Annotated in this window: 18 protein-coding genes and 3 pseudogenes; 9 read left to right on the top strand and 12 right to left on the bottom strand. The window is 72.9% G+C overall.

Annotation, left to right across the window (positions count from 1 at the left end; translation table 11 throughout):
* Positions 1 to 59 precede the first annotated feature (59 nt).
* A complete protein-coding gene (locus IE217_RS24470) occupies positions 60 to 1,391 on the bottom strand; it encodes an NRAMP family divalent metal transporter (protein ID WP_229865575.1) in 1,332 nt (443 codons plus the stop codon).
* Positions 1,388 to 2,734, bottom strand: a complete 1,347-nt coding sequence (locus IE217_RS24465; protein WP_190180078.1) for a magnesium transporter MgtE N-terminal domain-containing protein — start codon at positions 2,732 to 2,734, stop codon at positions 1,388 to 1,390. The genes IE217_RS24470 and IE217_RS24465 overlap by 4 nt, the downstream gene beginning before the upstream one ends.
* Positions 2,735 to 3,475: 741 nt before the next feature.
* On the opposite strand from IE217_RS24465, the gene IE217_RS24460 reads away from it, so the two are divergent.
* The 3 genes and pseudogenes from IE217_RS24460 (at position 3,476) to IE217_RS24450 (ending at position 6,865) form a co-directional block, all read left to right on the top strand.
* Positions 3,476 to 4,288: a helix-turn-helix transcriptional regulator gene (locus tag IE217_RS24460; RefSeq protein ID WP_190180077.1), complete on the top strand. Its 813-nt coding sequence runs from the start codon at positions 3,476 to 3,478 to the stop codon at positions 4,286 to 4,288.
* Between the two features lie 125 nt (positions 4,289 to 4,413).
* Positions 4,414 to 5,634 carry a CaiB/BaiF CoA transferase family protein gene (locus IE217_RS24455; RefSeq protein WP_190180076.1) on the top strand — a complete coding sequence of 407 codons (1,221 nt, stop codon included), beginning with the start codon at positions 4,414 to 4,416 and terminating at the stop codon, positions 5,632 to 5,634.
* Positions 5,635 to 5,675: 41 nt separating this feature from the next.
* Positions 5,676 to 6,865: pseudogene (locus IE217_RS24450) on the top strand (acyl-CoA dehydrogenase family protein).
* 65 nt (positions 6,866 to 6,930) lie between these two features.
* Here the strand turns inward: IE217_RS24450 and IE217_RS24445 are convergent.
* Entirely contained in the window at positions 6,931 to 7,839 is a 909-nt protein-coding gene (locus tag IE217_RS24445) for a LysR substrate-binding domain-containing protein (protein WP_190180075.1), read from the bottom strand.
* Between the two features lie 296 nt (positions 7,840 to 8,135).
* On the opposite strand from IE217_RS24445, the gene IE217_RS24440 reads away from it, so the two are divergent.
* The 3 genes and pseudogenes from IE217_RS24440 to IE217_RS24430 form a co-directional block, all read left to right on the top strand.
* Positions 8,136 to 8,546, top strand: coding sequence for a hypothetical protein (locus IE217_RS24440; protein ID WP_190180074.1), 411 nt, complete (start codon positions 8,136 to 8,138; stop codon positions 8,544 to 8,546).
* A gap of 85 nt (positions 8,547 to 8,631) precedes the next feature.
* Entirely contained in the window at positions 8,632 to 9,717 is a 1,086-nt protein-coding gene (locus tag IE217_RS24435; protein ID WP_190180073.1) for a PQQ-binding-like beta-propeller repeat protein, read from the top strand.
* Positions 9,718 to 9,729: 12 nt separating this feature from the next.
* A pseudogene (locus tag IE217_RS24430) lies at positions 9,730 to 10,035 on the top strand (TlpA family protein disulfide reductase); the annotation flags it as partial.
* Positions 10,036 to 10,069: 34 nt separating this feature from the next.
* Here the strand turns inward: IE217_RS24430 and IE217_RS24425 are convergent.
* The 5 genes and pseudogenes from IE217_RS24425 to IE217_RS24405 form a co-directional block, all read right to left on the bottom strand.
* Entirely contained in the window at positions 10,070 to 10,996 is a 927-nt protein-coding gene (locus IE217_RS24425; RefSeq protein ID WP_190180072.1) for a DMT family transporter, read from the bottom strand.
* 145 nt (positions 10,997 to 11,141) lie between these two features.
* Positions 11,142 to 11,825 carry a PepSY domain-containing protein gene (locus IE217_RS24420; RefSeq protein ID WP_190180071.1) on the bottom strand — a complete coding sequence of 228 codons (684 nt, stop codon included), beginning with the start codon at positions 11,823 to 11,825 and terminating at the stop codon, positions 11,142 to 11,144.
* Between the two features lie 90 nt (positions 11,826 to 11,915).
* Positions 11,916 to 12,752, bottom strand: coding sequence for a YhjD/YihY/BrkB family envelope integrity protein (locus IE217_RS24415; RefSeq protein WP_229865574.1), 837 nt, complete (start codon positions 12,750 to 12,752; stop codon positions 11,916 to 11,918).
* A gap of 244 nt (positions 12,753 to 12,996) precedes the next feature.
* Positions 12,997 to 13,299 (bottom strand): annotated as a pseudogene (locus tag IE217_RS35455) (sensory rhodopsin transducer); the annotation flags it as partial.
* 188 nt (positions 13,300 to 13,487) lie between these two features.
* Positions 13,488 to 14,048, bottom strand: a complete 561-nt coding sequence (locus tag IE217_RS24405) for a hemerythrin domain-containing protein (protein WP_229865572.1) — start codon at positions 14,046 to 14,048, stop codon at positions 13,488 to 13,490.
* A gap of 246 nt (positions 14,049 to 14,294) precedes the next feature.
* On the opposite strand from IE217_RS24405, the gene qcrB reads away from it, so the two are divergent.
* Complete coding sequence (gene qcrB, locus IE217_RS24400) at positions 14,295 to 15,941, top strand: cytochrome bc1 complex cytochrome b subunit (RefSeq protein ID WP_190180069.1); 1,647 nt, start codon at positions 14,295 to 14,297, stop codon at positions 15,939 to 15,941.
* A 229-nt stretch (positions 15,942 to 16,170) separates the two neighbouring features.
* On the opposite strand, the gene IE217_RS24395 is transcribed toward qcrB, so the two are convergent.
* The 4 genes from IE217_RS24395 to hpnR form a co-directional block, all read right to left on the bottom strand.
* Positions 16,171 to 16,638: an SPW repeat protein gene (locus IE217_RS24395; RefSeq protein ID WP_190180068.1), complete on the bottom strand. Its 468-nt coding sequence runs from the start codon at positions 16,636 to 16,638 to the stop codon at positions 16,171 to 16,173.
* A gap of 118 nt (positions 16,639 to 16,756) precedes the next feature.
* Positions 16,757 to 17,149: an aa3-type cytochrome oxidase subunit IV gene (gene ctaF, locus IE217_RS24390; RefSeq protein ID WP_190180067.1), complete on the bottom strand. Its 393-nt coding sequence runs from the start codon at positions 17,147 to 17,149 to the stop codon at positions 16,757 to 16,759.
* A complete protein-coding gene (ctaD, locus tag IE217_RS24385) occupies positions 17,146 to 18,864 on the bottom strand; it encodes an aa3-type cytochrome oxidase subunit I (RefSeq protein ID WP_190180066.1) in 1,719 nt (572 codons plus the stop codon). The genes ctaF and ctaD overlap by 4 nt, the downstream gene beginning before the upstream one ends.
* Before the next feature lie 16 nt (positions 18,865 to 18,880).
* Positions 18,881 to 20,404, bottom strand: a complete 1,524-nt coding sequence (gene hpnR, locus IE217_RS24380; RefSeq protein ID WP_190180065.1) for a hopanoid C-3 methylase HpnR — start codon at positions 20,402 to 20,404, stop codon at positions 18,881 to 18,883.
* Between the two features lie 748 nt (positions 20,405 to 21,152).
* On the opposite strand from hpnR, the gene IE217_RS24375 reads away from it, so the two are divergent.
* Both IE217_RS24375 and IE217_RS24370 read left to right on the top strand, forming a co-directional pair.
* Positions 21,153 to 22,949: a thiamine pyrophosphate-requiring protein gene (locus IE217_RS24375; RefSeq protein ID WP_190180064.1), complete on the top strand. Its 1,797-nt coding sequence runs from the start codon at positions 21,153 to 21,155 to the stop codon at positions 22,947 to 22,949.
* A complete protein-coding gene (locus IE217_RS24370) occupies positions 22,949 to 24,103 on the top strand; it encodes an enolase C-terminal domain-like protein (RefSeq protein WP_190180063.1) in 1,155 nt (384 codons plus the stop codon). The genes IE217_RS24375 and IE217_RS24370 overlap by 1 nt, the downstream gene beginning before the upstream one ends.
* The last annotated feature ends 22 nt before the right edge of the window (positions 24,104 to 24,125 follow it).

Here is a 24,125-nt window from a genome sequence, read left to right as displayed (position 1 = left end):
GCCCTCTCTTGGACCTGACGAGCCGTCATGCGATCGGTCGAGCAAGAGACTTGAGCGGGTCAGCCGAGGCCGAACCAGCCCAGAAGGGTCTGCACGAGCAGGATGGTGGACATGGCGGCCACGCCGACGACCACGACCGTGGCCGCCACCCGCTGGCGCGGCCCGTTGGCCGCGTCGCCGAGCAGGGAACGGCGGTTGGTGAGGACCAGCAGGTAGACCAGCACCACCGGGCTGATCAGCCCCTGCAGCACCTGGGTGCCGATCAGCAGCTGGATGACGTCGACCGGCGTCATCGCCACCGCCGCCCCCAGCACGATCTGCGCGGTGAACAGGCCCAGGAAGAGCGGCGCGTCGCGGAACCTGCGGGAGACGGAGCGCTCCACGCCGGCGGCCTCGCCCACCGCGTAGCTCGCCGACAGCGGTACGACGGCGCCGGCCAGGGCGGAGGCGCCGAGCAGACCGAGGGCGAACAGCAGCTCGGCCTCCTTGCCCGCGACCGGTTCGAGGGCCTGCGCGGCCTGCGCGGCCGAGTCGAGCGGGCCGGTGCCGCCGATGGCGGAGGCGGTGGCGATGATGATGGTCAGGCTGATGACGCAGGCGAACACGGCGCCGAGGACGGCGTCCGCGCGGATGAGCGGGTAGTCGGCGGGCCGCGCGCCGCGGTCGACGACGCCCGCCGCGGCGTAGAACTGCATGTACGGGCTTACCGTGGTGCCGATCAGCGCGACCGCCAGCAGTATGAAGTCCTTGCCGGGCTCCATGTGCGGCACGACCAGGTGGTGGCCGACGGAAGCCCAGTCGGGGTGGCCGAGGATCATCGCGACCGGGTAGGCGAAGAACGCCAGCGACATGATCAGGAAGATGCGCTCGGCCCAGTGGTACGAGCCGAACAGCACCAGCGCCCACAGCAGCGCCGCCGCCGGCGGGATGACCGCCCACTTGGGCACGCCGAGGAGCTCGAAGGCCGCGCCGATGCCGGCGAACTCGCTGACCACCAGGCCGGTGTTGGCGAGCAGCAGGCAGAAGACGGCGAGCGCGGTCAGGCGCAGGCTGAACTGCTCGCGGATCAGCGCGCCGAGCCCTTTGCCGGTGTGGGCGCCGAGCCGTACCGCCATCTCCTGCACCATCACCAGGGCGACGGTGACCAGCACCATGAAGAACAGGGTGCCGTAGGTGAATTGCGAGCCGGCCGAGGCGTAGGTGGCGATGCCGGCCGCGTCGTTGCCGGCGTTCGCGGCGACGAGGCCGGGGCCGGCGATCGCGGCGACCATGGTGATGCGCCGCCAACCCCGGCGCTGGGCGGGCGGGTTGGCCCCGGGCGCGAGTGCGGGCCCCGGGCTTCCGGAGTTTTGTGCCGTGCCGGCCCCGGCGGAGTCGAGGTCGTGGGTCACTGCAGGAACCTCCGGAAGTGCAGGCGCCCGCGCTCGGGCAGCAGGGCGTCGAGCAGGTCGTCGGCCAGGATGCGGCCGATGGGGCGGTCGGAGTCGTCGACCACGAGCACCGAGGAGGCGCGGGCGGCGACGAGCCGGTCGGCGGCCTCGGCCAGCGCGGTGCCGGCGTGCACGGTGACGGGCGGCCCGAACTGGGCCAGCCAGCCCACGAGATCGGCCACCGTCGACGAGTCCTCGGCCACCGCCAGGTCGAACAGGGCCATGTCGCACAGCAGCCTGCCGTCCTCGTCCACCACGGCGACCGCGTCGATCTCCGTGCGGTGGCCGGGCTGTTCGGCGAGCCGGCCGCGTACCTCGGCGACCGTCTCGTCCTGGCGGGCGGTGACCAGCAGGGTGGTCATGGCGCCGCCCGCGGTGCCCTCCGGGTGCGCGAGCAGCCGCCGCAGCTCCGCGGCCTCACCGGCTGGCATACGGGTCAGCAGGGCCTCGCGCTCCTCCGCGGTGAGGTCGCGCAGCGCGTCGGTGGCCTCGTCCGGCTCCATCGCGTCGACCAGGCGGGCCGCGTGCTCCGGCTGTGCCTCGCGCAGCAGGTTCTCCAGCTCGGCCGGCTCCATCTCCTCCAGGGCGTCGGCGGCCTGCTCCGGCTCGAGCCAGCCCAGCAGCTGCTGGCGCTCGGCGCGGCCGAGGTCCTCGAGGATGTCGGCCAGGTCGGCCGGGCGCAGCCGGTGCAGCGCCGCCCGGGAGGCGCGCAGCCGTACCTCGGGCGGCCCCTCGGTGGCCTGCTCGGCGAAGGGGGCGATCGCCTGCCAGTCCAGCACGCGCTCGGGGGTGGGCCGGGCCTGCCAGCGGCGCGGGCCGAGCCGGCGCAGCAGCGTGGGCAGCGACACGTCCACGCCGACCAGCACCACCCGGTCGACCAGCGGCGCCAGGTACAGGTCCGCGGCCCGGGTGACCTGGACCCCGTCCACGTCGACGAGTTGGTGGTCGAGGACGTCCTTGGCCAGCAGCACCTCGCCGGGCCGGCGGGCGAAGTCGCGCAGGTCGACGCGGGCGGTGCGCAGCCGCACGTGCCCGGCCCGCACCTTGCCGATCGCGTCGGCGGCGAGGAAGGTCCGCCGCCGGCCGATCCGCAGGATCAGCCCGGTGACAGGGGGGTACGGATCCTGCCCGTACAGCCGGGCGACGACGTCGGCGACGCGGCCGACCTCCTCGCCGGCCTGGTTGGTGACCGGTCCGCCGACCAGTCCGGCCAGCGAGACGAGCGAGGCACGCACCGCCCTGGAAGCGGTGGCGCGGCGCTCCAGATGGACCCGGCGGTCGCGCAGACGGGCCGTGGTGGACATGAGCAGAGTGTGGGCAGCCACGGTGAACACCCCCTTGCCCCGAGGTGACGGGGCACCGGGCGGCCCACGGCGGCGCTCCGCCTCCCTGACGCCGGACAGCGCGTCGCGCGGCCCGCGCGGCAACGCGGGGTGGCGCACGCGAACGGCACCGGTGCGCGGACGCGCACACGGGGACGCTCCCGGCAGGATGGCTCAAGGCCCCGGGCCGGGTGGGTCAGGAGGGAAGGAGCTGCTGCCCCGGGCCGCGGAAGGACGGCGCGGACAACTTGGAGGAGGGGCGACTGTGGCCCGGACTACTGTCCATTCCCGCCTCCTCCCGGTTCCGGCCGCTGCCGGCGAACACCGCCGTACCGCGACTGTCTGTGCGCTCAAACGCTCACAGAATACGTTGCCGCCGGACGGCTCTCCCATTCCATGACCAGCCCTTGACCACCTGAAGACGCGCTGTTCGCCCGCCCGTCCCCAGTGCCGCGCGCCCGGCCGCCCTCGGCGCGGCGGGCCCACGACCCCCAGCGCGGGCGCGGGCAACACCGGGGCTGGGGGTTCTCGCGGGCTGGTGGCCCGGGGCGGCCGCGCCGGGGCGGTCGGCGGGAGCACCCACCCGGCATCGACGTTTTCACCAACAAGGCCTGGCTTTATTCTGCTCGCGGGTCAAGTCGCCTGATGCATGCCGGTACCCGCGACACCTGCGCTGAGATAACCCACTTGTATGCGCGTTATCGTGGAGGAGTGGCCCCTGACATGAACCAGTCCCCGCCCGTCGGCGACGCCGTGATCGACTCGGTCAGCGTGCTGGGCGAGGAGTCCCGGCGGCGGATGTTCGCCTACGTCCGCCGGGCCGGCCGGCCCGTCACCCGGGACGAGGTGGCCGCCAGCGTCGGCATCTCGCGCAAGCTCGCCGCCTTCCACCTCGACAAGCTCGTCGACGCCGGCCTGCTGCGCAGCCACTACGAGGCCCCCGGCGGCACCCGCAGGGTCGGGCGCCGCCCGAAGGTCTACGAGCCCACCGACGCCCAGATCACCCTCTCCATCCCCGACCGGCGCCACGAACTCCTGGCCGGTCTGCTCCTGGACGCGGTCCTCACCGAAGAGGCCGACGAGAACGCCGCGCAGGCGGCGGTGCGTGTCGCGGGGCGGCACGGCCGCGAGACGGGCGAGGCGGAGCGGGCCCGGTCGCGTCCGGGGCGCCTGGGCCCCGAACGCGGGCTGACCGTGTGCGAGCGCGTGCTCGACGAGCAGGGCTACGAACCCGTACGGGAGTCACCCACCCGGCTCCGGCTGCGCAACTGCCCCTTCCACCCGCTGGCCGCCAGGGCCCCCGGACTGGTCTGCGGCATGAACCGCGCCTACCTGGCCGGGGTCCTCGAAGGCCTCCGCGTCACCGGCATCCAGGCGGTCCTCGCCCCCAGTCCCGGCGAGTGCTGCGTCCGCTTCACCCCGGACGGCACGGAGCCGGACCGCCCGCAGGGCACGGAGCCGCCCGGGCCGCAGGCCACCGAGCCCGACCGCCCGGAGGCCACCGAGCCGGACCGCCCGGAGCCCGGCGAGTCCTGAGAGGCGGAACGTTTTCCGCGCACAAACGTGCGCCGGTACGTCGTTGACCGGCCTCCTCGCGCCGGGCCACGCTGATCACGCTCCGGGGCGGTCCCGGCAGCCGGCGTGAGCACCGGGAGGCGGACGTGGGCAGTGACGGCGGCGGACCGGAGGAACGCACCGGCGCCGGGCCGGCCGGCGGCGGCGCGCTGAGCGGCCTGCGGATCGCGGACTTCTCCCGCGTCCTGGCGGGCCCGTACGCCACCATGCTGCTCGCCGACCTCGGCGCCGAAGTGATCAAGGTCGAGCGGCCCGGGACCGGCGACGAGACCCGGCAGTGGCGGCCACCGGCCGACGAGCGGGGAACCTCCACCTACTTCCTGGGGGTCAACCGCAACAAGCGCTCGGTGGCCGTCGACCTCGCGACCGAGGCGGGCCGGGAGCGGGCGCGGGCCCTGATCGCCGGGTCCGACGTGCTGGTGGAGAACTTCCGGCCCGGCACCATGGAACGCCTCGGCCTGGGCCACGCCGAACTGCGGGGCCGCCACCCGCGTCTCGTCTACTGCTCGATCAGCGGTTTCGGCACCGGCGGCGGAGCCGCGCTGCCCGGGTACGACCTGCTGGTACAGGCCGTCGGCGGGCTGATGAGCGTGACCGGGGAGCCGGGCGGTGAGCCGACCAAGACCGGGGTGGCCCTCGTCGACGTGATCACCGGCCTGCACGCCGCGCTGGGCATCATGGCGGCCCTGCGCCACCGGGACGCCACCGGCGAGGGGCAGCGCGTCGAGGTGAGCCTGCTCGGCTCGCTGCTCTCGGCCATGGTCAACCAGGCCTCCGGATACGCGGTCGCGGGCGTCGTGCCCGGACGGATGGGCAACGCCCACCCGAGCATCGCCCCGTACGAGACCTTCCCCACCGCCGACCGGCCGCTCGCCCTCGCGGTGGGCAACGACACGCAGTTCGCGGCCCTCGCCGAGGCGCTCGGAGTGCCGCACCTCGCCGCCGACGACCGCTTTTGCACCAACCCGGGCCGGGTCGCCCACCGCGCGGAGCTGGCGGGGCTGCTCGGCGAGCGGCTGCGCACCGCGGGCGCCGACCACTGGAGTGCCGTACTGCTCGCGGCCGGTGTGCCGGCGGGACCGGTCAACACGCTCGACGAGGCTTTCGCCTTCGCGCACCGGCTCGGGCTCCCGGGCATCGTCACCGTCCCCGGAGCCGGGGCCGAGTCCTCGCGCCAGGTCGCGAACCCCATCGCGCTGAGCGCGTCACCCCCGACCTACCGGCTGCCGCCGCCCGCCCTCGGCGAGCACACGGAGGAGATCCTCGGCCGCCCGGACCCCGGCGCCCAGGGCAGCCAAGCCCCCTGAACAACAACGCGGTTCCGGCCGTACGCACAGAAAGGGACCCCATGTCCGCACCACCCTCCGCCTCCGCTCCCACGAAGGCTCCCGCCCTAGACCTGGACGCCGGGCACCTGTTCACCGCCGAGGAACTGAACTGGCGCGACCGCGTACGGGAGTTCACCGCACAGCACATCACCCCCGTCGCCGACGCCGACTTCGAGGACCGGCACTTCCGCCGCGAACTGGTCCGGGAACTGGGTGAGTTGGGCGTCCTCGGCATGCACATCGAGGGGTACGGCTGTGCCGGCGCCGGCGCGGTGAGCTACGGCCTGGCCTGCATGGAACTGGAGGCGGGGGACACCGCCTGGCGCACGTTCGTCTCCGTCCAGGGATCGCTGGCCATGTCGGCGATCGCCAAGTGGGGCTCGCGGGAGCAGAAGGAGCGGTGGCTGCCCGGCATGGCGGCCGGGCGGACGGTGGGCTGCTTCGCCCTGACCGAACCCGACGGCGGCAGCGACCCGGCGGCCATGCGGACCTTCGCGCGGCGCGACGGCGGCGACTGGGTCATCAACGGCGCCAAGCGCTGGATCGGGCTGGGCAGCGTGGCCGACGTGGCCGTGGTGTGGGCCGCCACCGAGGAGGGCGTACGCGGCTTCCTGGTCCCCACCGGCACGCCCGGCTTCACGGCCCGCGACATCACCAACAAGCTGTCCCTGCGCGCCTCCGTCCAGTGCGATGTCCTCCTCGACGACTGCCGCGTGCCCGCCGACGCCGTCCTGCCCCTGGTCACCGGAGTGCGCGGGCCCCTCAGCTGCCTGAACGAGGCGCGGTACGGCATCGTCTGGGGCGTTCTCGGGCCCGCCCGCGAGTGCCTGCGCGCAGCCGTCGAACGCTCCACAACGCGGCGTGTCTTCGGCAGGCCGCTGGCCGCCTTCCAGCTCACCCAGCAGAAGATCGCGGACATGGCGGTGGAGTACCAGAAGGGCCTGCTGCTGGCCCTGCACATCGGGCGCCTGAAGGACGCCGGCGGTCTCACGCCCGCGCAGATAGCGTGGGCAAGCTCAACAACGTGCGCGAGTCGCTGGAGATCGCCAGGACCGTACGGACCGTGCTCGGCGGCGACGGCGTCACCAGCGACTTCCCGGTGATGCGGCACATGGCCAACCTGGAGTCCGTGCGCACCTACGAGGGCACCGACGAGGTGCACACGCTGGTGATAGGGCAGGCCCTGACCGGCCACCGCGCCTTCGGCTGACGCCGGCCCCGCCGCCGAGGTGAAGGCCCCCGGCCGCACGGCGCCTTCGGACGCGACCGGCCGGTTCAGCCGGAGCCGGCCGGTTCCGCCGCCCGGCGCAGGCGGCGGATCACCCCGCGCACGGCCGGGGAGGTCTCGTCCCGCCGGTAGGCGCCCACCAGCCGGGTGGTGGGCCGTACGTCGGCGAGCGTACGGAAGGTCACTCCCGGTATCCCCGCGCGCCGCAGCGACTTCGGCACCAGGGCCACCGCGAGACCCCCGCCCACCAGCGTGAGCGCCGCGATGAAGTCCCGCACGGGCGGAGCGCACCGCGGGCTGAAGCCGCCCCGCGCGGCCACCTCCTCGATGTGCTCGCGGCAGCCGTACTCCTCGTCGAAGTGCGGCGCGGCGAACCGCTCGTGCCGCAGCTCGGCCGCGGGCACCGCCTCCAGGGCCGCCAGCGGCGAGCGGTCCGGCACCGCCAGCACCACGTCCTCCGTGAGCAACGTGGTGGCCGTGACGCCCGCCGGGTAGCGCGGCCGTGAGCGCAGGAAGCCCACGTCGATGTCCCCGCAGGCCAGCGCCTCCAGCTGGGCCGGGGTCTCCAGCTCGCGCACCTGGACCGTGAGGCCGCTGTCCGGATCGGCGGTGCACCGGCTGAGCACGTCGGTCAGCACGCCCGAGAAGGCCGCCGAGGCCACGTACGCGATCTCGGCGTGCCCCAGCTCCCCGCGGCCCGCCCGCCGGCCCACGGCCTGGGCGCGGGCGGCCTGCGCCAGGGTGAGCCGGGCCTCCTCCAGGAACAGCCGCCCGGCGTTCGTCAGCGCCGGGCGGGTGCGCCGTCCGCGGTCGATCAGGCGTACGCCCAGATGCGACTCCAGCGCCCTGATCTGGGCGCTGAGCGCGGAGGGCGCGAGGTGCAGACGGTCCGCCGCCCGCGCGAAGTGCAGTTCCTCCGCCACCGTGACGTACGACTCCAGCCAGCGCAGTTCCACCGGGTCCTCCGTCGTCGGGCGGGCCGGCCCGGGGCATACCGATTCGGGGCGTGCCGAGTCGGATCGGGCCGGGCCGGGTCGGTCAGGGATCGGGTGCAGGAAATCATCCCGTGCCCGGCCCGCGTGCCCCGGGGTGGGGAATGGGCCACAGCGCCCGGACTTCGCCCAGGGTTCACGCCTATGGGTGAATCCGGGAATGGATGTCCAGCCGCTTGCCGGCCCATGCGGTGTTCTGGGACCCGAACGCCCTGACGGACCGGACGTGACGGACACCGACGGAGGGGGGAGCGGGGCCCATGCGTGTCTTCGTTCTGTGCGCGTGGCTGCTGACGGCGGCGCTGGGCGGCTACCTCGGCACCGTGTGGATCCGCCACGGCGGGCTGCGGCAGCACACACCCGGTGTCACGCGGCTACCGCTGTGGCTGGTGCTCGGGCATGTCGCCCTCGCGGTGGCCGGACTGCTGTCCTGGACGGCGTACCTCCTGGGCGGACTCAGGAGCTCGGCCTGGGCGGCGTGCGCGGTCGTGCTGGTGGTCGCCGCGTTCGGGTTCATGATGCTGCTGCGCTGGCTGCCCAGCTCGGGACGGCACTCCCAGGCGGGGGGTACCGCCGAGCGGCACTTCCCGCTGACCGCCGTGGTCGCCCACGGCACGAGCGCCGGCGCCACCGTGCTGCTGGTGGTGCTCGTCGTCCTGCGCCAGGCCTGAACGAAGATGTGCCATTGAGGCGAAAGGCGGCATGTGGAGCGAACCTGCCGTTTAGGACCACCGCCAACCGCGCACCTCCTATGGCATGGACCACCGTGATCCCGCGGCGCAGGGGCCGGCCTGCTCGGCCGGCCTCGCCCACCGTGTGCGGGCCCACTGCCCCGTGGGCAAGGGACCCGAGGCCGTCGTCGTCGACGCGCCGCGGCGGCGGGCCTTCGTGGCCTGCTCCCGCAGCGACGCCGTGGTGGCGCTGGACCTGGACACGGCCCGCCCGGTGTGGCGGGCGGACGTGGGACGCGAACCGATCCCCCTGGTCCTGGACCGGCCGACCGGCCGCCTCTTCTCGGCCGACGCCCGCTCCGACACGGTGACCGTGCTCGACTCCGCCACCGGCACCCGGCTCGCCCAGATCCCGGTCGGCTGCTATCCCGCGGGGCTCGGCCACCATCCGGGGCTGCGCCGGGTGTTCTCCGGCAACACCGCCGACGGCACGATCACCGCCGTGGACGCCGACCGGCTGGAGGTGGTCGGCACGGTGCCCGCCGAGCTCGGCGCGGGCAGCATCGCCGTGGACACCCGGCGCGACCGCGGCTGGTGCGCCAACTTCATGACCGGCTCGGTGACCTCCTTCGACGCCGCCTCGCTGCGGCCCCTCGGGCGCACGGCCGTACGCGAGGGCCCCTGCAAGGCGGTCGTGGACCCCGCGCGCGGAGACCTGTACGTGGCCAGCTCGCTGCACGGCACGGTCAGCCGCATCCGCCTGGACACCGGCGCCCTGCTCGGGGAACTGCCGGTGGAGCGGGCGCCGGTCGGCATGTGCGTGGACGACGTGCGCGGGCTGCTCTACGTGTGCAACCGGGGCGCCGGCACCGTCAGCGTCCTGGACACCGCGACCGGCCGCGAGACCCACCGCATCATGGTGGGCAACGCGCCCGGCGACTGCGCCCTGGACCCCGTCTCGGACACCCTGCTGGTGTCCAACGCGGGCAGCGGCACCGTCACCTTCGTGCACCGCCCCTGGCTGCCCGGGCCGCCGCCGCCCACGAGCCACCCCCTGGTGGGCCGCAGGCTGCCCGGCTTCGCGCTGCCCGACCTCAGCGACGGCAGGATCCGCACCTCCCGCGAGTGGGCGGAGAAGAAGTACGTGATCAACTTCTTCGCCAGCTGGTGAGGCCCCTGCAACGCGGAGGCGCCGGTCCTGGAGGAACTGCGCCGCCGTACGGCCCGGTCCGGGCTGGACGTGATCATGATCAACGTGTGGGAGAACACCGACCCGCGGGACGAGGCCGCCAACTTCGTCGCCGTGTGGGACATCGGCGCCACCGTGCTCCTCGACGGCACCGGCGAGTACGCCGCCCTGCTGGGCATCCGCGGGGTGCCGACCAACGTGCTCGTCGACGAACACGGCATTGTGCGGGTGGTGGGCGGAACGACCCCCGACGAACTGGACGCGGCGGTCGCGGAACTCCTCGACGGCGACGGCGGCTGAGCCGCACCGCGGCCGTCCCGGAAGGCCTCCCGGGTCACGGCCGCTGCGGGGCCGGCTCCCTCTCGTCGGGGCCGGGCCCGTCGCGCTCGTCGGGGGCGGTGTCCCACGCCCCGCTGACGGTCGGCGCGCTCGCGAGGCCGATGCTGCCCGCCCCGATCAGCGCGACGCCGAGCACCTCCGGCAGCACCCGTACGCCGAGGCCGATCTCCTCCTGGAACAGCACCCACCCGAGGACCACGCTGGTCACCGCGTCACCGAGGGTGAGCGCGGGCTGCGAGGCGGTCAGGCTGCCGGCCCTGAAGGCGCTCTGCAGCAGCAGGAAGCTCACCACGCCGACCGCCAGGGTGACGTAGAGGGGCCATTGCGTCGCTACGGCGCCCAGTCCCTGGCCCAGCCGTCCCATGACCTCCTTCATCAGCGCGGCCGTGGCGGCGAAGGACACCGCGGACGCGAGTCCCAGCAGTGCCGCCCGCGGCGCCCCGCGCGCCGTGCGGGCCACGATGACGACGACGACCACCACGCCCGCCAGCGTCCCTCCCACCGGGAGCCACAGCCCCGGCGTGGCGGTCTCGTTGCCGGCGGAGGGCGCCGCCGCGCCCAGGAAGAGGGCCAGGCCGAAGGCGAGGGCGGCGAACGCCAGCCAAGTGCGCCGGTCGGGACGGCTGTGGAACACGACGCTGCCGACGGCGAGCGTGAACAGCAACTCGCTGGCCATCAGTGGCTGCACGAGGGACAGGCTGCCCACGGCGAGCGCCGCCGCCTGGAGCCCGGTCGACAGGCCGAGCAGCCCGGCCCCGGCCAGCCAGTGCGGGCGCCGCAGCACCCGCGCGAGCCAGCGCAGGGCCTGGCGCGCTCCCGAGCCGCCCCCGGACTCGTCCGTGGCGGCCCGCCGCTGGAGCACGGAGGCCGAGGCGTTGGAGAGCGCCGCGAGCAGCGCGAGTACGACGGTGAGGGCGCTCACGGGCACCTCGGCTGCGACGGCGAACTCCGGGTGGCCGCGCGGCCGCGGCCGGCCCGGGTCCGGACGGACTGGGCCGTGACGGGGTGTCCGGGCCACCGCGCCGCGAAACACGCCCCGGCACACCGGGCAACCGCCCGCCTCGCCGTCACACGGCCACCCGGACGGCAGCCCCCGGGACACCCGAAGTACCCGGGACACCCGGGACACCCGAAGGACCCGAGGCGGCCGAAGCCGCCGATGCGCTCGGCGCGGCCGTGCTGCTCTCGACCACCTTGCCGCCGGCCGCGTCGATCTCGTAGGTGCGCGTGTGCCCCCGCTCGATGGTCGTGACGGTCACGGACCACACCGTCCTGCCGTCCGGCCCCTTCTCCAGCCGTACGTCGTTGACCTTGCCGAAGTCGGGCGCCTTCACCTTCTTCACCGCCTCCTCGGGCAGCAGCGGCGCGGAGCCGACCAGCGCGGCCGTGCGGGCCTTCCCGGCGGCCGACTGACCGGCCGGGACACTGGTGTTGATCAGCTGCGCGCGCACCGCGTCGAGCCTGACCTCGTGCACGGTGCCGTCCGCGGTGGCCACGTCGGTCTTCCACACCGGCCTCGGCGCCGAGACGCCGGTCAGGCCGACCGACACCAGCCGGCTGCCGGGCACCTCGTCGAGGGCCTTGCGCACGGCCCGGTCGTACGGGGCCTCGACGCGGGGGAGCACCTCCGGCGCGCGGGCCGGGGGCGGACCGCTGCACGCCGTGAGCAGCGCGCCCACGACGGCGAGCACCGGCACGGCCGGCGCCCACCGGCGGTACGGCCGGACGCCTCTCGGCAGTGAACGGGCCATGGACCTGCCTCGCCTTCCCGGAGCCGTGCGGCTCCGCCACGTACTCCACGCCTTCCAGTGCGCCGGCGCGCAGTGTCCGAAACCGGGGCCTTACGACCGCGCACGGGGCCACCAGTGGTGCTCGCAGAACCAGCGGCCGAACATGGCGCCGCCGTAGACGACGAAGCCCACCCCGGTGAGCCACGACTCCACGACGAGCACGATGCCGACCGTGCCGTAACTGACCGCGTTGTCGACGATGAGCGGGGTGAAGGCCAGGTACGAGAAGACCCGCAGGCCCCCCAGGCCCACCATGGTGGCGAGCGCGCCCGGCAGCAGGCTGCGCCAGTGGATCTGGCCGCCCAGCAGGAAGTGCTGCCCCCACCAGAAGAACAGCGCCCCGCTGGCCGCGGACACCACGATGCGCTCGATGCCCTGGAACTGGTACCGGTTCTGCACCTCCTGGTAGAGGTACGCGGTCATCACGGCCAGCCAGGTGGCCTGCCGCCACACCCGGTGCCAGGGGCCGGGCGGCAGGCCCCAGATCCGCTCGTAGCCGTTCTGGACGCTGCCCGCGAAGGACACGCCGAACACGGCCAGCAGGATCCCGCCCCAGACGCTGGTGGTGCCGATGACCTTCACTGGCGGGGTGATGATGTCCGTGAGGACCCGCGCGGACCGCCCGGACAGACCCATGCCGTCCACCAGCCACGCCGCGAAGCCGCCCCTGCCCAGCGGGTCGGCCGCGGCCACCACGATCAGCAGGGGAGCCAGGGTGACCAGGGACAGCGTGGCGAACCCCATCGACCTGTGCATCAGCTCCAGGTCGCGGCCGCGCCGGATCAGCGCGTACGCGCCCAGCCAGTGCCAGGTGCGCAGCAGCGGCTCCCGCACCGGCCGTACGGCGTGCGCCAGGCGGGACCTCCACTGCGGGCCGGTGCCGCTCATCCCGCCGCGTCCCGGGTCCGTGGGCGGGTGGTCGGTGGGTAGGTGCGCACGGCCACCAGGGTCCGTGCTCGGGCGGCTTCCGGGGACACCTGACACACCAGGGACACGGACTCGGGCCCCACGGTGGGACCCGGGTGGCCGAACGCCGGGGGCTCTGCGCGGTCCAGCACCCTGGCCTCCCCGGTGCCGCCGGTGTCAGCGGGCGGCGTAGGCGACGGTCGACAGCAGCGCGTTTCGCCGGCTGCCGGCTGTCCAGACGGGTGTGCTGCACGACGATCGCCACGTGGCTGACCAGCACCGAGGCGTAGTCGGAACCGACCGGCACGGAGCCGTCCCCCTCCAGCTCGTTGAACCGCTGGTGCAGGGTGCGGCGCGCGGGGACGGTGACCCGGTAGGGGCCGGCCGGTTCCCGGTCCGGGAAGAAGAGCGGGATCTCCACGTGGGCGTCCTGGTCACCGGTGTTCAGCAGGCACGCCGTCTCGTGGCTCGCCATCGACTCCGGGCCGGTGCCGGCCCCGGGGATGCATCCCTCGGGGATCGCCCACACACGCTGACCGATGTGTTCCACGGTTCTGCCTCCTGAGGGGACGCGGACGGGGCCCGGCCTCCGCGCGGCCGGGGCACGGGGGACGCGCCGCGCGGCTCCCGCCGCGGCCACGGGCACCGGGTTCCCGCCCTGGCCCGGAACGCACCTGGCGGACGCTGCCCGGGAAGAGGCCCCCGGCGACGGCGCCCTCACCGCCGCCCGCGCCGCCCCGCGAAGTCCCGGAGCCGGTCCAGCGGCCCCCACACCTGGGCGCCGACCTTGACCAGCGCGGCCGAGTCCGGGGCGAGCGGGCGTGGCCGGGTGGGCGCGGACACCTCGGCGGCCCGCACCTTCCCGCCGAGTTCGCGCAGCTCGTCCGCCGGGCACAGCGCCTGGAGCCGGGGGAACAGCAACTGCTCCTCCTCGACGAGGTGTTCGGTCACCCGGGTGACCAGCGCCAGCAGCAGCCGCCCGTACTCCTCGCCGTGCGGCTCGGCGTCCTCCAGCGCGGCGATCAGCTCCTCGACCTCCTGGTGCTGCGCCAGCTCCCGGTCGGCCCAGCCGTCGCCGTCCGGCAGATGCCGGCGCACGGCCGGATACAGGTACTCCTTCTCCGCCACCGAGTGCCGCACCAGCTCGATGCCGGCCTGCTCCACGAGGTCCGCGCGCTGGGTGCTGCCCGGCGCCGAGGACCGGATGCGGTCGAAGAGCCCCCGCACCCGGGCGTGGTCCGCCGTCAGCTCCTGGACGATGCCGCTCTGACTGTCCACTCGTGCTCCCTGGTGAGGCGCCGCCCGGACGGGCGGACGGATCATGCGGCCGCCCGGGACGTCGGCGAGCCGTGCGGACCGTGGGGCCGTCACTGCGGCAATGGGGGTGCCCTCGGGCACGCCTGCGCCACGCGTGAGGCCCTCCCACCCAAGATTGAAACACCCGGCAGGCGGGCAACCCCGGCCCCGCCGCGCCGTCGGGGCGGGACGTACGCCGGAGACGACACGAAGGAGCGTGGTGCGGGCGTGCTGATGCGGCGGCGCAAGGCGAGAGCCGAGGCGAGGGTCCGGCAGGCGGCGTTCCAGGCGTACGTCGGCGCGGACCGGCGCGCACCCCTGTCCGAGCTCGCAGGCCAGCTGCTGCGCAAGGCGTTCCCGGACCACTGGTCCTTCCTGCTCGGCGAGATCGCCCTCTACAGCTTCGCCGTGCTGGTGCTCACGGGCACCTTCCTCACGCTGTTCTTCGACCCGAGCCTGGCCGAGGCGCCGTACACCGGCTCCTACGCCCCGCTGCGCGGCCTGCTGGTCTCCAAGGCCTACGAGACGGCGCTCCACCTCAGCTTCGACGTGCGCGGCGGTCTGCTGATGCGCCAGATGCACCACTGGGCGGCGCTGGTCTTCGTGGCCGCGATCGGTGTGCACATGCTCAGGATCTTCTTCACGGGCGCGTTTCGCAGGCCGCGGGAGGTGAACTGGCTCATCGGGGTGACGCTGTTCCTGCTGTCGCTGCTGGAGGGCTTCTGCGGCTACTCCCTGCCCGACGACCTGCTGTCCGGCACCGGGCTGCGCACCGCCAACACCATCCTTCAGTCGATCCCCGTGGTCGGGACGTACCTGGCCTTCTTCGTGTGGGACGGCCCGTTCCCGGGCACGGCGATCATCCGGCGGCTCTACATCGTGCACGTGCTGTTCGTGCCCGGCCTGCTGATCGCGCTGATCGCGGTGCACCTGTTCATGGTGGTGTACCTGAAGCACACGCAGTGGTCCGAGCCGGGCAAGACCAATCGCAACGTGGTGGGCCAGCCGATGTTCCCCTCGTTCGTCGGCAAGTCGACCGGTCTGTCGCTCACGGTGTTCGGCGTCCTCGCCGCGATGGGGGCCGTCGCCCAGATCAACCCCATCTGGGACTTCGGCCCCTACGTCCCCGACCAGGTCTCCACCGACGCACAGCCGGACTGGTACGTCGGTTTCCTGGAGGGCGCCCTGCGGCTGATGCCCGGGGTGGAGTGGAACGTCGCCGGGCACACCTTCATGTGGAACGTGCTGCTTCCCGCGGTGGTGCTGCCGGCGCTGCTGTTCCTCGTGCTGTACGCCTACCCGTTCTTCGAGCGGTGGGTGACCGGGGACCTGGTCGAGCACCATCTGTGCGACCGGCCGCGCGACCGCCCGGTGCGCACAGGGCTCGGCGTCGGCGCCGTCGTCTGGTACGCCGTCCTGCTCCTGGCCGGCGGGAACGACGTCATCGCCGCCACGTTCCACACCTCCGTCAACGGCCTGACCTGGACCTTCCGGGTGCTGTTCTTCGTGGGGCCGGTGCTGGCGTTCCTGGTCACCAGGAGGGTGTGCCTGGCGCTGCAGATGCACGAGCGGCAGATGATGGAGGAGGGCGAGGAGACGGGCGAGGTGTACCAGGACCTGCCCGGCGGCATGTCGGAGAGCCACGAGCCCCTGGACCGCGAGCGCCGCTACAAGCTGCTGGTCCGCGACCTGCCGCGGCCGCTGGAGCGGCCGGGGCCCGGCGCGCCCGCGCGCGCCCGTCTGCGGGCCTCGCTGAGCAGGTGGTACTACGGCGAGCGCGTCGACGCTCCCGCGACCACGGAGGAGCAGCTCCAGATCACCGGCCGCACGGCCGACCCGGTGGCGGGCGGAGTCGGTTCGGGCTCACAGGAGTGAATGTCCTTCAGGAGTGAGTGCCGTTCGGGCTCACAGTCGTGACCGCCGTCCGGAACCCGCCGGGAGCGCGGCCCGGGCGGGCACGTCCTGAGCGGGCACGTCTTGAGCGGGCACGTCCTGAACGGGCAGGTCTTGAGCGGGCAGGGCGGGGGCCCGGCCGGAGCCGGGCCCGCTGGGATCCGGCAAGCGTGTCGTGCCCGCCCCCACGGGCGCGGCACGCTCCTGTGCGTCACCGGCGGCCCCGGTGTGCGCGGCCGATGGTCAGGCCCATCGCGGCCAGTCCGAGGACGGTGACCAGCGCGCCTGTCCAGCAGTTGTTCCAGATGATGCCCGCTCGCGCGCTGTGCGTGAGCGTGACCACCCACGGCGAGATGAACAGCCAGATACCGAGCGGCACCAGGGTCCAGGACAGGCGGAACATGCGTTCCGGGGCCAGTGCCAGACCGAGTCCGATCAGGCCGATGGTGATGCCGACGAGCAGGTTGTTGACCGTGATCGCGGGCAGGATCGCGAAGTGCACGACCCAGGGCGAGATGGCGGTGTAGAGGCCGGCCAGGACGATCAGCCCTTCGATCGCCATCGCCGGTCCGGTCGACGCGGTGCGTTCGAGCCGCTCACGCATCTCGGCCATTTCCGGATGCGTGCCCATCATCTCCGGATGGGTCCCCACGTCACTGGAGCGATGTGGATACGACATTGCTGTCGTCTCCTCTCCACAGAGGTTTCCTTTGCCTTGTGCAAGGTTCCCCCATGCGGGTGACTTATGCACTTTTTATTCGGATTTGTTCCGGCATTTTCGAGACCGGGTGGCGGCGTCAGTCGCTGTCGCGTCCCGCGAACTCGAACACCATGCCCACCAGCCCGATCGCGAAGATCCCGAAGCCGATCGCGAACAGCCAGGCGCCGTAGACGAGGCCGACGGCGATGACGGTGACACCGCCCGCGGTGACGGCCGGGTAGCCGCTCTCGGGAGGGAAGAAGTCGATCCGGCCGGCCCGCTCGTGGATCTCCGCGGTGGGGCGGTCCTCGGGGCGCAGCCCCTTGCGGCGGTAGTTGATCGTGCAGAAGAAGGAGATCACCGACGCCATGAAGCAGGAGACGGTCAGCGCGGCGATGCCCGCGGGCTCGCGGGCGTAGTAGATGTAGGCCGCGTCCGTGAGGAGGAAGAAGACGGCCACTCCGCCGAAGAGATACGCCTCGGACTTCATTCGCTCTGCGTCCCTAGGGTGTCGGGGGTCGGCTCCACGGTTCCGTGGGCGCCCGGCGGCTCCTCCTGCATCACCTGGGGATGGTGCAGGTCGAAGGCGGGGGAGTCGGACCGCACGCGCGGCAGTTCGGTGAAGTTGTGCCGGGGCGGGGGACAGGAGGTCGCCCACTCCAGGGACCTGCCGAAGCCCCAGGGGTCGTCCACCTCCACCTTCGGCCCGTGGCGGCCGGTCCTCCACACGTTGTAGAGGAAGGGCAGCGTGGACAGGCCGAGCAGGAAGGCGCCGATGGAGGAGACCGTGTTGAGCGCGGTGAAGCCGTCGGCCGCCAGGTAGTCGGCGTAGCGGCGGGGCATCCCCTGCTCGCCGAGCCAGTGCTGGACGAGGAAGGTGGTCTGGAAGCCCACGAACAGCGTCCAGAAGTGGATCTTGCCCAGCCGTTCGTCGAGCAGCTTGCCCGTCATCTTCGGCCACCAGAAGTAGAACCCGCCGAACATGGCGAACACGATCGTGCCGAACAGCACGTAGTGCAGGTGCGCGACGACGAAGTAGCTGTCCGTCAGGTGGAAGTCCAGCGCCGGGGAGGCGACCAGGACACCGCTGAGCCCGCCCAGCAGGAACGTCACCAGGAATCCGGCCGACCACAGCATCGGCGTCTCGAAGGACAGGCTGCCCCGCCACATCGTGCCGATCCAGTTGAAGAACTTCACCCCGGTCGGCACCGCGATCAGGAAGGACATCAGCGAGAAGAACGGCAGCAGCACCCCGCCGGTGGCGAACATGTGGTGGGCCCACACGGTGGCCGACAGCATGGTGATGGCGATCGTCGCGCCCACCATGCCGGCGTAGCCGAAGACCGGCTTGCGGCTGAAGACCGGGATGATCTCCGTGACCACGCCGAAGAACGGCAGCGCCACGATGTAGACCTCCGGATGGCCGAAGAACCAGAACAGGTGCTGCCACAGCAGGGCGCCGCCGTTGGCGGAGTCGTAGACGTGCGCGCCGAACTTCCGGTCCGCCTCCAGCGCCAGCAGCGCCGCGGTCAGCACCGGGAAGGCCAGCAGTGCCAGGATCGAGGTGAACAGGATGTTCCAGGTGAAGATCGGCATCCGGAACATGGTCATGCCCGGTGCGCGCAGACTGATGATGGTCGCGATGAAGTTGACCGAGCCCAGCGTCGTGCTCAGGCCCGCCACCACCAGCCCCATGGTCCACAGGTCGCCCCCGTGGCCGGGCGTGTGCACCTGGTCGTTGAGCGGCGCGTAGGCGAACCAGCCGAACGGCGCCGCCCCCGACTGGGTCGCGAAGCCGGACAGCACGGTCAGCCCGCCGAACAGGAACAGCCAGTAGGTGAGGGCGTTCAGGCGGGGGAAGGCGACGTCGGGCGCGCCGATCTGCAGCGGCATGACGGCGTTCGCGAACCCGGCGAAGGTCGGCGTGGCGAACAGCAGCATCATGATCGTGCCGTGGATGGTGAACAGCTGGTTGTAGGCGTCCTTGGTGACGATCTGGAGCCCCGGGCGGGCCAGTTCGGCCCGCATCGTCATCGCCATCAGCCCGGCCACCAGGAAGAAGCCGAACGCGGTGGCCAGGTAGAGGTGGCCGATCTTCTTGTGGTCGGTGGTGGTCAGGTAGTCCCGGATCCGCTCCCCGGTGCGGCCGCGCGGCGGATGCGTGGTCGCCCGCGGCTGGTCGAGCCGGGGATGTGTCTGTGACATGAGCGCCCTCGGGAGTTCACTGCGCCTGGTCCGCGGCGGGGCCGCCGAGCGGGCGCGGGGACGGACCGGTACGGGGGGACTGCTTGGTGTGGATGTAGAGCTCCCGGCGGTTGCCGACGGGGGCGCCCGGGGGCAGCGGGAGTTCGTAGCGCACGGGCCTGCGGTGGTCGGCCAGCTGGCGGTTCGGGTTGTAGACGCGGTTGAACTTCCAGAGCATGCGGGCGAAGTTGGTCTGGCCGTGGGCGAGCCGGTCGCCGAGGATGCGGGCGGCGCCGAACGCGGTGCGCAGTCCCAGGTGCTTGCGGTTGATGACGGACTGGGTGCGCACCAGCTCGGCGTAGAAGCGGTCGAGCGGCAGGGTGGTGGGCACGACGGCGTGCTGGATGTCGAACAGCCGGTAGTCGCGCGTGGTCAGCCGCCGGGACTCGGTGTGCCAGATCTCGGTGCCGGGGTACGGCGTCATCACGGTCAGGTGGACGATCTCCGGCACGGACAGCGCGAACTCCCGCACCAGGCGGAAGCGTTCCTCGTCCCAGGCCGGGTCCACGATCAGGTTGATGGCCACGTTGATGCCGAGGCGCCGCGCGGTCTCCAGCGCGCGGAAGTTGTCGTCGGGGTTGACCCGCTTGCGGAACAGGTCCAGGCCCTCGGCGTCGAGGGCCTCCATGCCCAGGAACATGTACCGCAGGCCCAGCCGCGTCCAGCGCTCGAACACCTCGGTGTTGCGCAGCAGCACGTCCGCGCGGGTCTCCAGGTAGTACTGCTTGCGGATGCGCCGCTGCTCCAGTTCGGCGGCGATGGCGTCGCCGTGCTCGGGTCGGATGAAGGCCACGTCGTCGACGATGAAGACGTTGGGCTCCCGGATGGAGGCGAGCTCCTCGGCGGCGGCCCGCGGGCTCGCCTTGCGGTAGCTGCGGCCGTAGAAGGTCCACGCGGAGCAGAAGGAGCAGTCCCAGGGGCAGCCGCGGGTGAACTCGATGGAGGCGCACGGGTCGAGCTCGCCGATGAAGTAGCGGCGGCGATGGCGCATGAGGTCCCGCGCGGGCATCGGGCTGTCGATGCTGTGCAGCATCTTCGGCGCGGGACCCCACCCGTCGGTGGTGACGATCCCCGGCACCTCCTTCAGGCCGCCGTCGCGCACCGCCTCGAGCAGCGGGGCCATGGCCGGCTCGCCCTCGCCCCGTACGACCGCGTCGACGCAGCCCTCGGCCTGGCGCAGCACGTCACCGGCGACGAAGGAGACGCTGTGCCCGCCGAAGAAGACGAAGCAGTCCGGCAGGGCCCGCTTGATCGCGCGCGAGAGGTCGATCGCCTCGGGGATGTTGGCCAGGTAGTTCAGCGAGAAGCCGACGACCTCGGGGCGGAAGGAGTGGACGGCCGCGCGCAGGTCCTTGCGCCGGAGCACCTGGAGGTCGACGACCCGGACCTCGTGCCCCGCCTCGCGGGTCGCGGCGGCCACCCGCTCCAGACCGAGCGGCTCCAGCCTGAGGAAGATCTCCGAATACATCAGCGGGCTGGGATGGACGAGCAGTACACGCATGGATCACCTCGAAGTGCGCGGCGGGACGCGGGGGAGCAACCGGCGGCCGGCGCCGAGAACGTGCGCCGGGCTGCCGGTCCGGCGCCCCGCGCGGCCACCGGCCCGCCGCGACGACGCCGGCGGCCGCCTCACGGCCCCGCCGCGCACACGGGCCCCCGTGCACGGCCGCGCGCGACCACCGCCGTCCGGCCGGGGGCCGTACCCCGGGAGCTGTGCGCGTCGCGTGGGGCGCGGGCGGCGGTGAGGGGCCGGGAGGCGAGCGCGGCCGCCCGCGGCCGGCGGGGCGCCTTCCGGGCCGTGGCGGCTGGAGCCGGGACGCGGGACGGGGGCCGCCCTGTCCACGCGCGTGACCGGTACCCCCTGGCGCCCGTGCACGCGAGGCAGGCCGGCGGGTCGCGGCGGGCGCGGCGGCCGGGGTCGCTGGACGAGGTCTGCAAGGGAGGCTTCCCGATCGGTGGACGGCTGCGCCCCGGCTCCACGACGGCCGTGCCGTGCGCACAGGGCATGCGACCGGTCCCCGCTCCGCCTCCGTGTCATGCGGGGGTTGCGCCGCCTGCCGTGCGGCTTCCCCCTCCTGGACGACCGTGCGGCGTGTCGCGCCCGCGGCCGCCTGGGCACCGGACCGGGTGCGGTCCGCGTGCGGAGGCGTCGCGGCGGGGTGAGGGTGACGGAAGCGGGTCGGTCGTTTACCCGCCCCCTCATGGGTCACCCACAGGTGACGGCAGAGGTGTCCTCGAAGGAGAGCGTCATGACCTTGGTGGCCGATTTCGTACTGCAACGCCTGAGCGAGTGGGGCGTGGGACGCGTCTACGGATATCCAGGGGACGGGATCAACGGCCTGCTCGGCGCCTTCGACCGGGCTAAGGGGGACCCGGAGTTCATCCAGGTCCGGCACGAGGAGATGGCCGCGTTCATGGCCTGCGCGCACGCCAAGTTCACCGGCGAGGTGGGCTGCTGCACCGCGACCTCAGGTCCCGGCGCGGTCCACCTGCTCAACGGGCTCTACGACGCCAAGCTCGACCACCAGCCCGTCGTGGCGGTGATCGGCCAGCAGAAGCGGCTGAGCCTGGGCGCCCACTACCAGCAGGAGATCCACCTGGACCGGCTGTTCGCGGACGTCTCGGAGTACTGCCAGGTCGTCATGCACCCCGGCCAGGCCCGGCACGTCATCGACCGGGCCTTCAAGACAGCCCTGACCACGCGGGGCGTCGCCACCGTCATCATCCCCGAGGACGTGCAGGAGTCGGACGCGATGCCGTCGCCGCCGAAGATGCACGGCTCGGTGTTCTCCAGCGTCGGCTGGAGCAGGCCCCGTGTCCTGCCCGACCCGGGCGAGCTGCGCAAGGCCGCGGACATCCTCAACGAGGGCAGCAAGGTCGCCATGCTCATCGGCCAGGGCGCGGCGGAGGCGGAGAGCGAGGTCGTGGAGGTCGCCGAGCTGCTCGGGGCCGGCGTCGCCAAGGCCCTGCTCGGCCGTGAGGTGCTCCCGGACGACCTGCCCTTCGTCACCGGCCCCATCGGCCTGCTGGGCACCAAGGCCAGCGACAACATGATCAAGAACTGCGACACCCTGTTCATGGTCGGCAGCAGCTTCCCGTACTCCGAATGGCTGCCCGACGAGGGCCAGGCCCGGGGCGTCGAGATCGACATCGACGGCCGCATGATCGGCATCCGCTACCCCATGGACGCCCACCTCGTGGGCGACTCCAAGGAGACGCTCAAGGCCCTGCTGCCGCTGCTGGAGCGCAAGAAGGACCGCAAGTGGCGCAAGCAGATCGAGAAGGACGTACGGGAGTGGAACGCCCTGTGCGACGACCGGGCGAGCCAGAGCTTCGGCGGCCGCATCAACCCCGAGTCGGTGGCGAGCGAGCTGTCGCCCCGGCTGCCGGACAACTGCATCCTGACCGCCGACTCCGGCTCGGGCACCAACTGGTGGGCACGCCACCTCAAACTGCGCAAGGGCATGCAGGCCTCGCTGTCGGGCACGCTCGCCACGATGGGCCCGGGCACGCCGTACGCGATCGCCGCGCGGTTCGCCCACCCCGACCGGCCGGTGATCGCCTTCGTCGGTGACGGCGCGTTCCAGATGAACGGCATGAACGAGATGATCACCATCAAGCGGTACATGGACCGGCTCTCCGGCCCCGCCCCGTTCATCTTCTGCGTCTTCAACAACCAGGACCTCAACCAGGTCACCTGGGAGCAGCGCGCCATGGCCGGCGACCCCAAGTTCCCCGGCTCGCAGTACATCCCCGACGTGCCCTACGCCCAGTACGCCGAACTCCTCGGCCTGAAGGGCATCTACTGCGACAAGCCCAAGAAGGTCGGCTCGGCCTGGGACGAGGCGCTGTCCGCCGGCCGGCCGGTGGTGCTGGAGTTCAAGGTCGACGACGAGATCGCGCCCATCCCGCCGCACATCATGAAGGAGCAGGGCGAGAAGGCCGCCAAGGCCGCCGTGCGCGACCCCGAGGGCCTGGGCATCGCCGCCAAGGGCATGCGGCAGAAGCTCACCGAGTTCGCCGAGCACCTCCCGGGACGCCACTGATGACGGACACGGCCACGAGCGGCGGGCGAGGTCTCGCCGCTCTGCGCATCGACGCCGTCGACGTGCACGCCTTCGAGGTGCCCACCGACGGGCCCGACGGCCAGGAGCAGGACGGCACCCTCGCCTGGGACTCCACCACCATGATCCTCGTCCGGGTGCACGCGGGCGGGCGCACCGGCATCGGGTACACCTACGGCGACGTCTCCGCCGCCGCGTTCGTGTCCGGCAAACTCGCCCCGCTGCTGACCGGCAAGGACCCCTCCTCGCCGCCCGCGCTCTGGGAGTTGATGGGCCGTCAGATCCGCAACGCGGGCCGGCCCGGCGTGGGCGCCATGGCGGTGTCCGCCGTGGACATCGCCCTGTGGGACCTCAAGGCCCGGCTGCTGGACCTGCCCCTGGTGCACCTGCTGCCCGCCCACCACGACCGCGTACCGGTCTACGGCAGCGGAGGCTTCACCAACTACCCCCTGGACCGCCTCGCCGACCAGCTCGCCGGCTGGAGCGAACAGGGCATCCCCCGCGTGAAACTGAAGACCTCGCGCGAGCCGGAGCACGACCCCCGCCGGCTGACCGCGGTCCGCAAGGCGGTCGGCGACGACGTGGAACTCTTCGCCGACGCCAACGGCGCGCTCGGCCGCAAGCAGGCCCTGTACTGGGCGCACCGCTTCCACGACGAGTGGGACGTGCGCTGGTTCGAGGAACCCGTCAGCTCCGCCGACATCGAGGGCCTGCGCATGCTGCGGCAGAGCGGACCGCCCCGCCTCGAGATCGCCGCCGGTGAATACGCCTACACCACACGCGACTTCGTCAACCTCGTCGACGGCTTCGCGGTCGACTGCCTCCAGGCGGACGTCACCCGCTGCGGCGGCATCACCGGCGTCCTGGAGGTCGCCGGCCTCGCCGCCGCCCAGCACCTGGACCTCTCCGCGCACTGCGCCCCCGCCGTCTCCGCCCACGCCTTCTGCGCGGTGCGGCGGCTGCGGCACCTGGAGTACTTCCACGACCACGTACGGGTGGAGCACCTGGTGTTCGACGGCACCCTCCCGCCCGACGGCGGCGCCCTGCGGCCGGACACCTCCCGGCCCGGGCTCGGCCTGGAGGTCAAGTGGGCCGACGCCGAACCCCACCGCGTCCACGGCACGCGACCGGACTGACCCGCCGCGAAGGAGACCTGAT

The organism is Streptomyces naganishii JCM 4654 (assembly GCF_014650575.1).
GTDB lineage: Bacteria > Actinomycetota > Actinomycetes > Streptomycetales > Streptomycetaceae > Streptomyces > Streptomyces naganishii.
The sequence above is the reverse complement of the archived record's forward strand: the minus strand, read 5'-3'. Positions and strand labels throughout refer to the sequence as shown.

Bases quoted from the DNA above. Each gene is read 5' to 3' on its own strand.
- IE217_RS24465 (WP_190180078.1), bottom strand. From the start codon at position 2,734: ATGTCCACCACGGCCCGTCTGCGCGACCGCCGGGTCCATCTGGAGCGC.
- IE217_RS24460 (WP_190180077.1), top strand. From the start codon at position 3,476: ATGAACCAGTCCCCGCCCGTCGGCGACGCCGTGATCGACTCGGTCAGC.
- IE217_RS24440 (WP_190180074.1), top strand. From the start codon at position 8,136: ATGCGTGTCTTCGTTCTGTGCGCGTGGCTGCTGACGGCGGCGCTGGGC.
- IE217_RS24435 (WP_190180073.1), top strand. From the start codon at position 8,632: ATGGACCACCGTGATCCCGCGGCGCAGGGGCCGGCCTGCTCGGCCGGC.
- IE217_RS24420 (WP_190180071.1), bottom strand. From the start codon at position 11,825: ATGGCCCGTTCACTGCCGAGAGGCGTCCGGCCGTACCGCCGGTGGGCG.
- IE217_RS24415 (WP_229865574.1), bottom strand. From the start codon at position 12,752: ATGAGCGGCACCGGCCCGCAGTGGAGGTCCCGCCTGGCGCACGCCGTA.
- IE217_RS24395 (WP_190180068.1), bottom strand. From the start codon at position 16,638: ATGTCGTATCCACATCGCTCCAGTGACGTGGGGACCCATCCGGAGATG.
- ctaF (WP_190180067.1), bottom strand. From the start codon at position 17,149: ATGAAGTCCGAGGCGTATCTCTTCGGCGGAGTGGCCGTCTTCTTCCTC.
- ctaD (WP_190180066.1), bottom strand. From the start codon at position 18,864: ATGTCACAGACACATCCCCGGCTCGACCAGCCGCGGGCGACCACGCAT.
- hpnR (WP_190180065.1), bottom strand. From the start codon at position 20,404: ATGCGTGTACTGCTCGTCCATCCCAGCCCGCTGATGTATTCGGAGATC.
- IE217_RS24375 (WP_190180064.1), top strand. From the start codon at position 21,153: ATGACCTTGGTGGCCGATTTCGTACTGCAACGCCTGAGCGAGTGGGGC.
- IE217_RS24370 (WP_190180063.1), top strand. From the start codon at position 22,949: ATGACGGACACGGCCACGAGCGGCGGGCGAGGTCTCGCCGCTCTGCGC.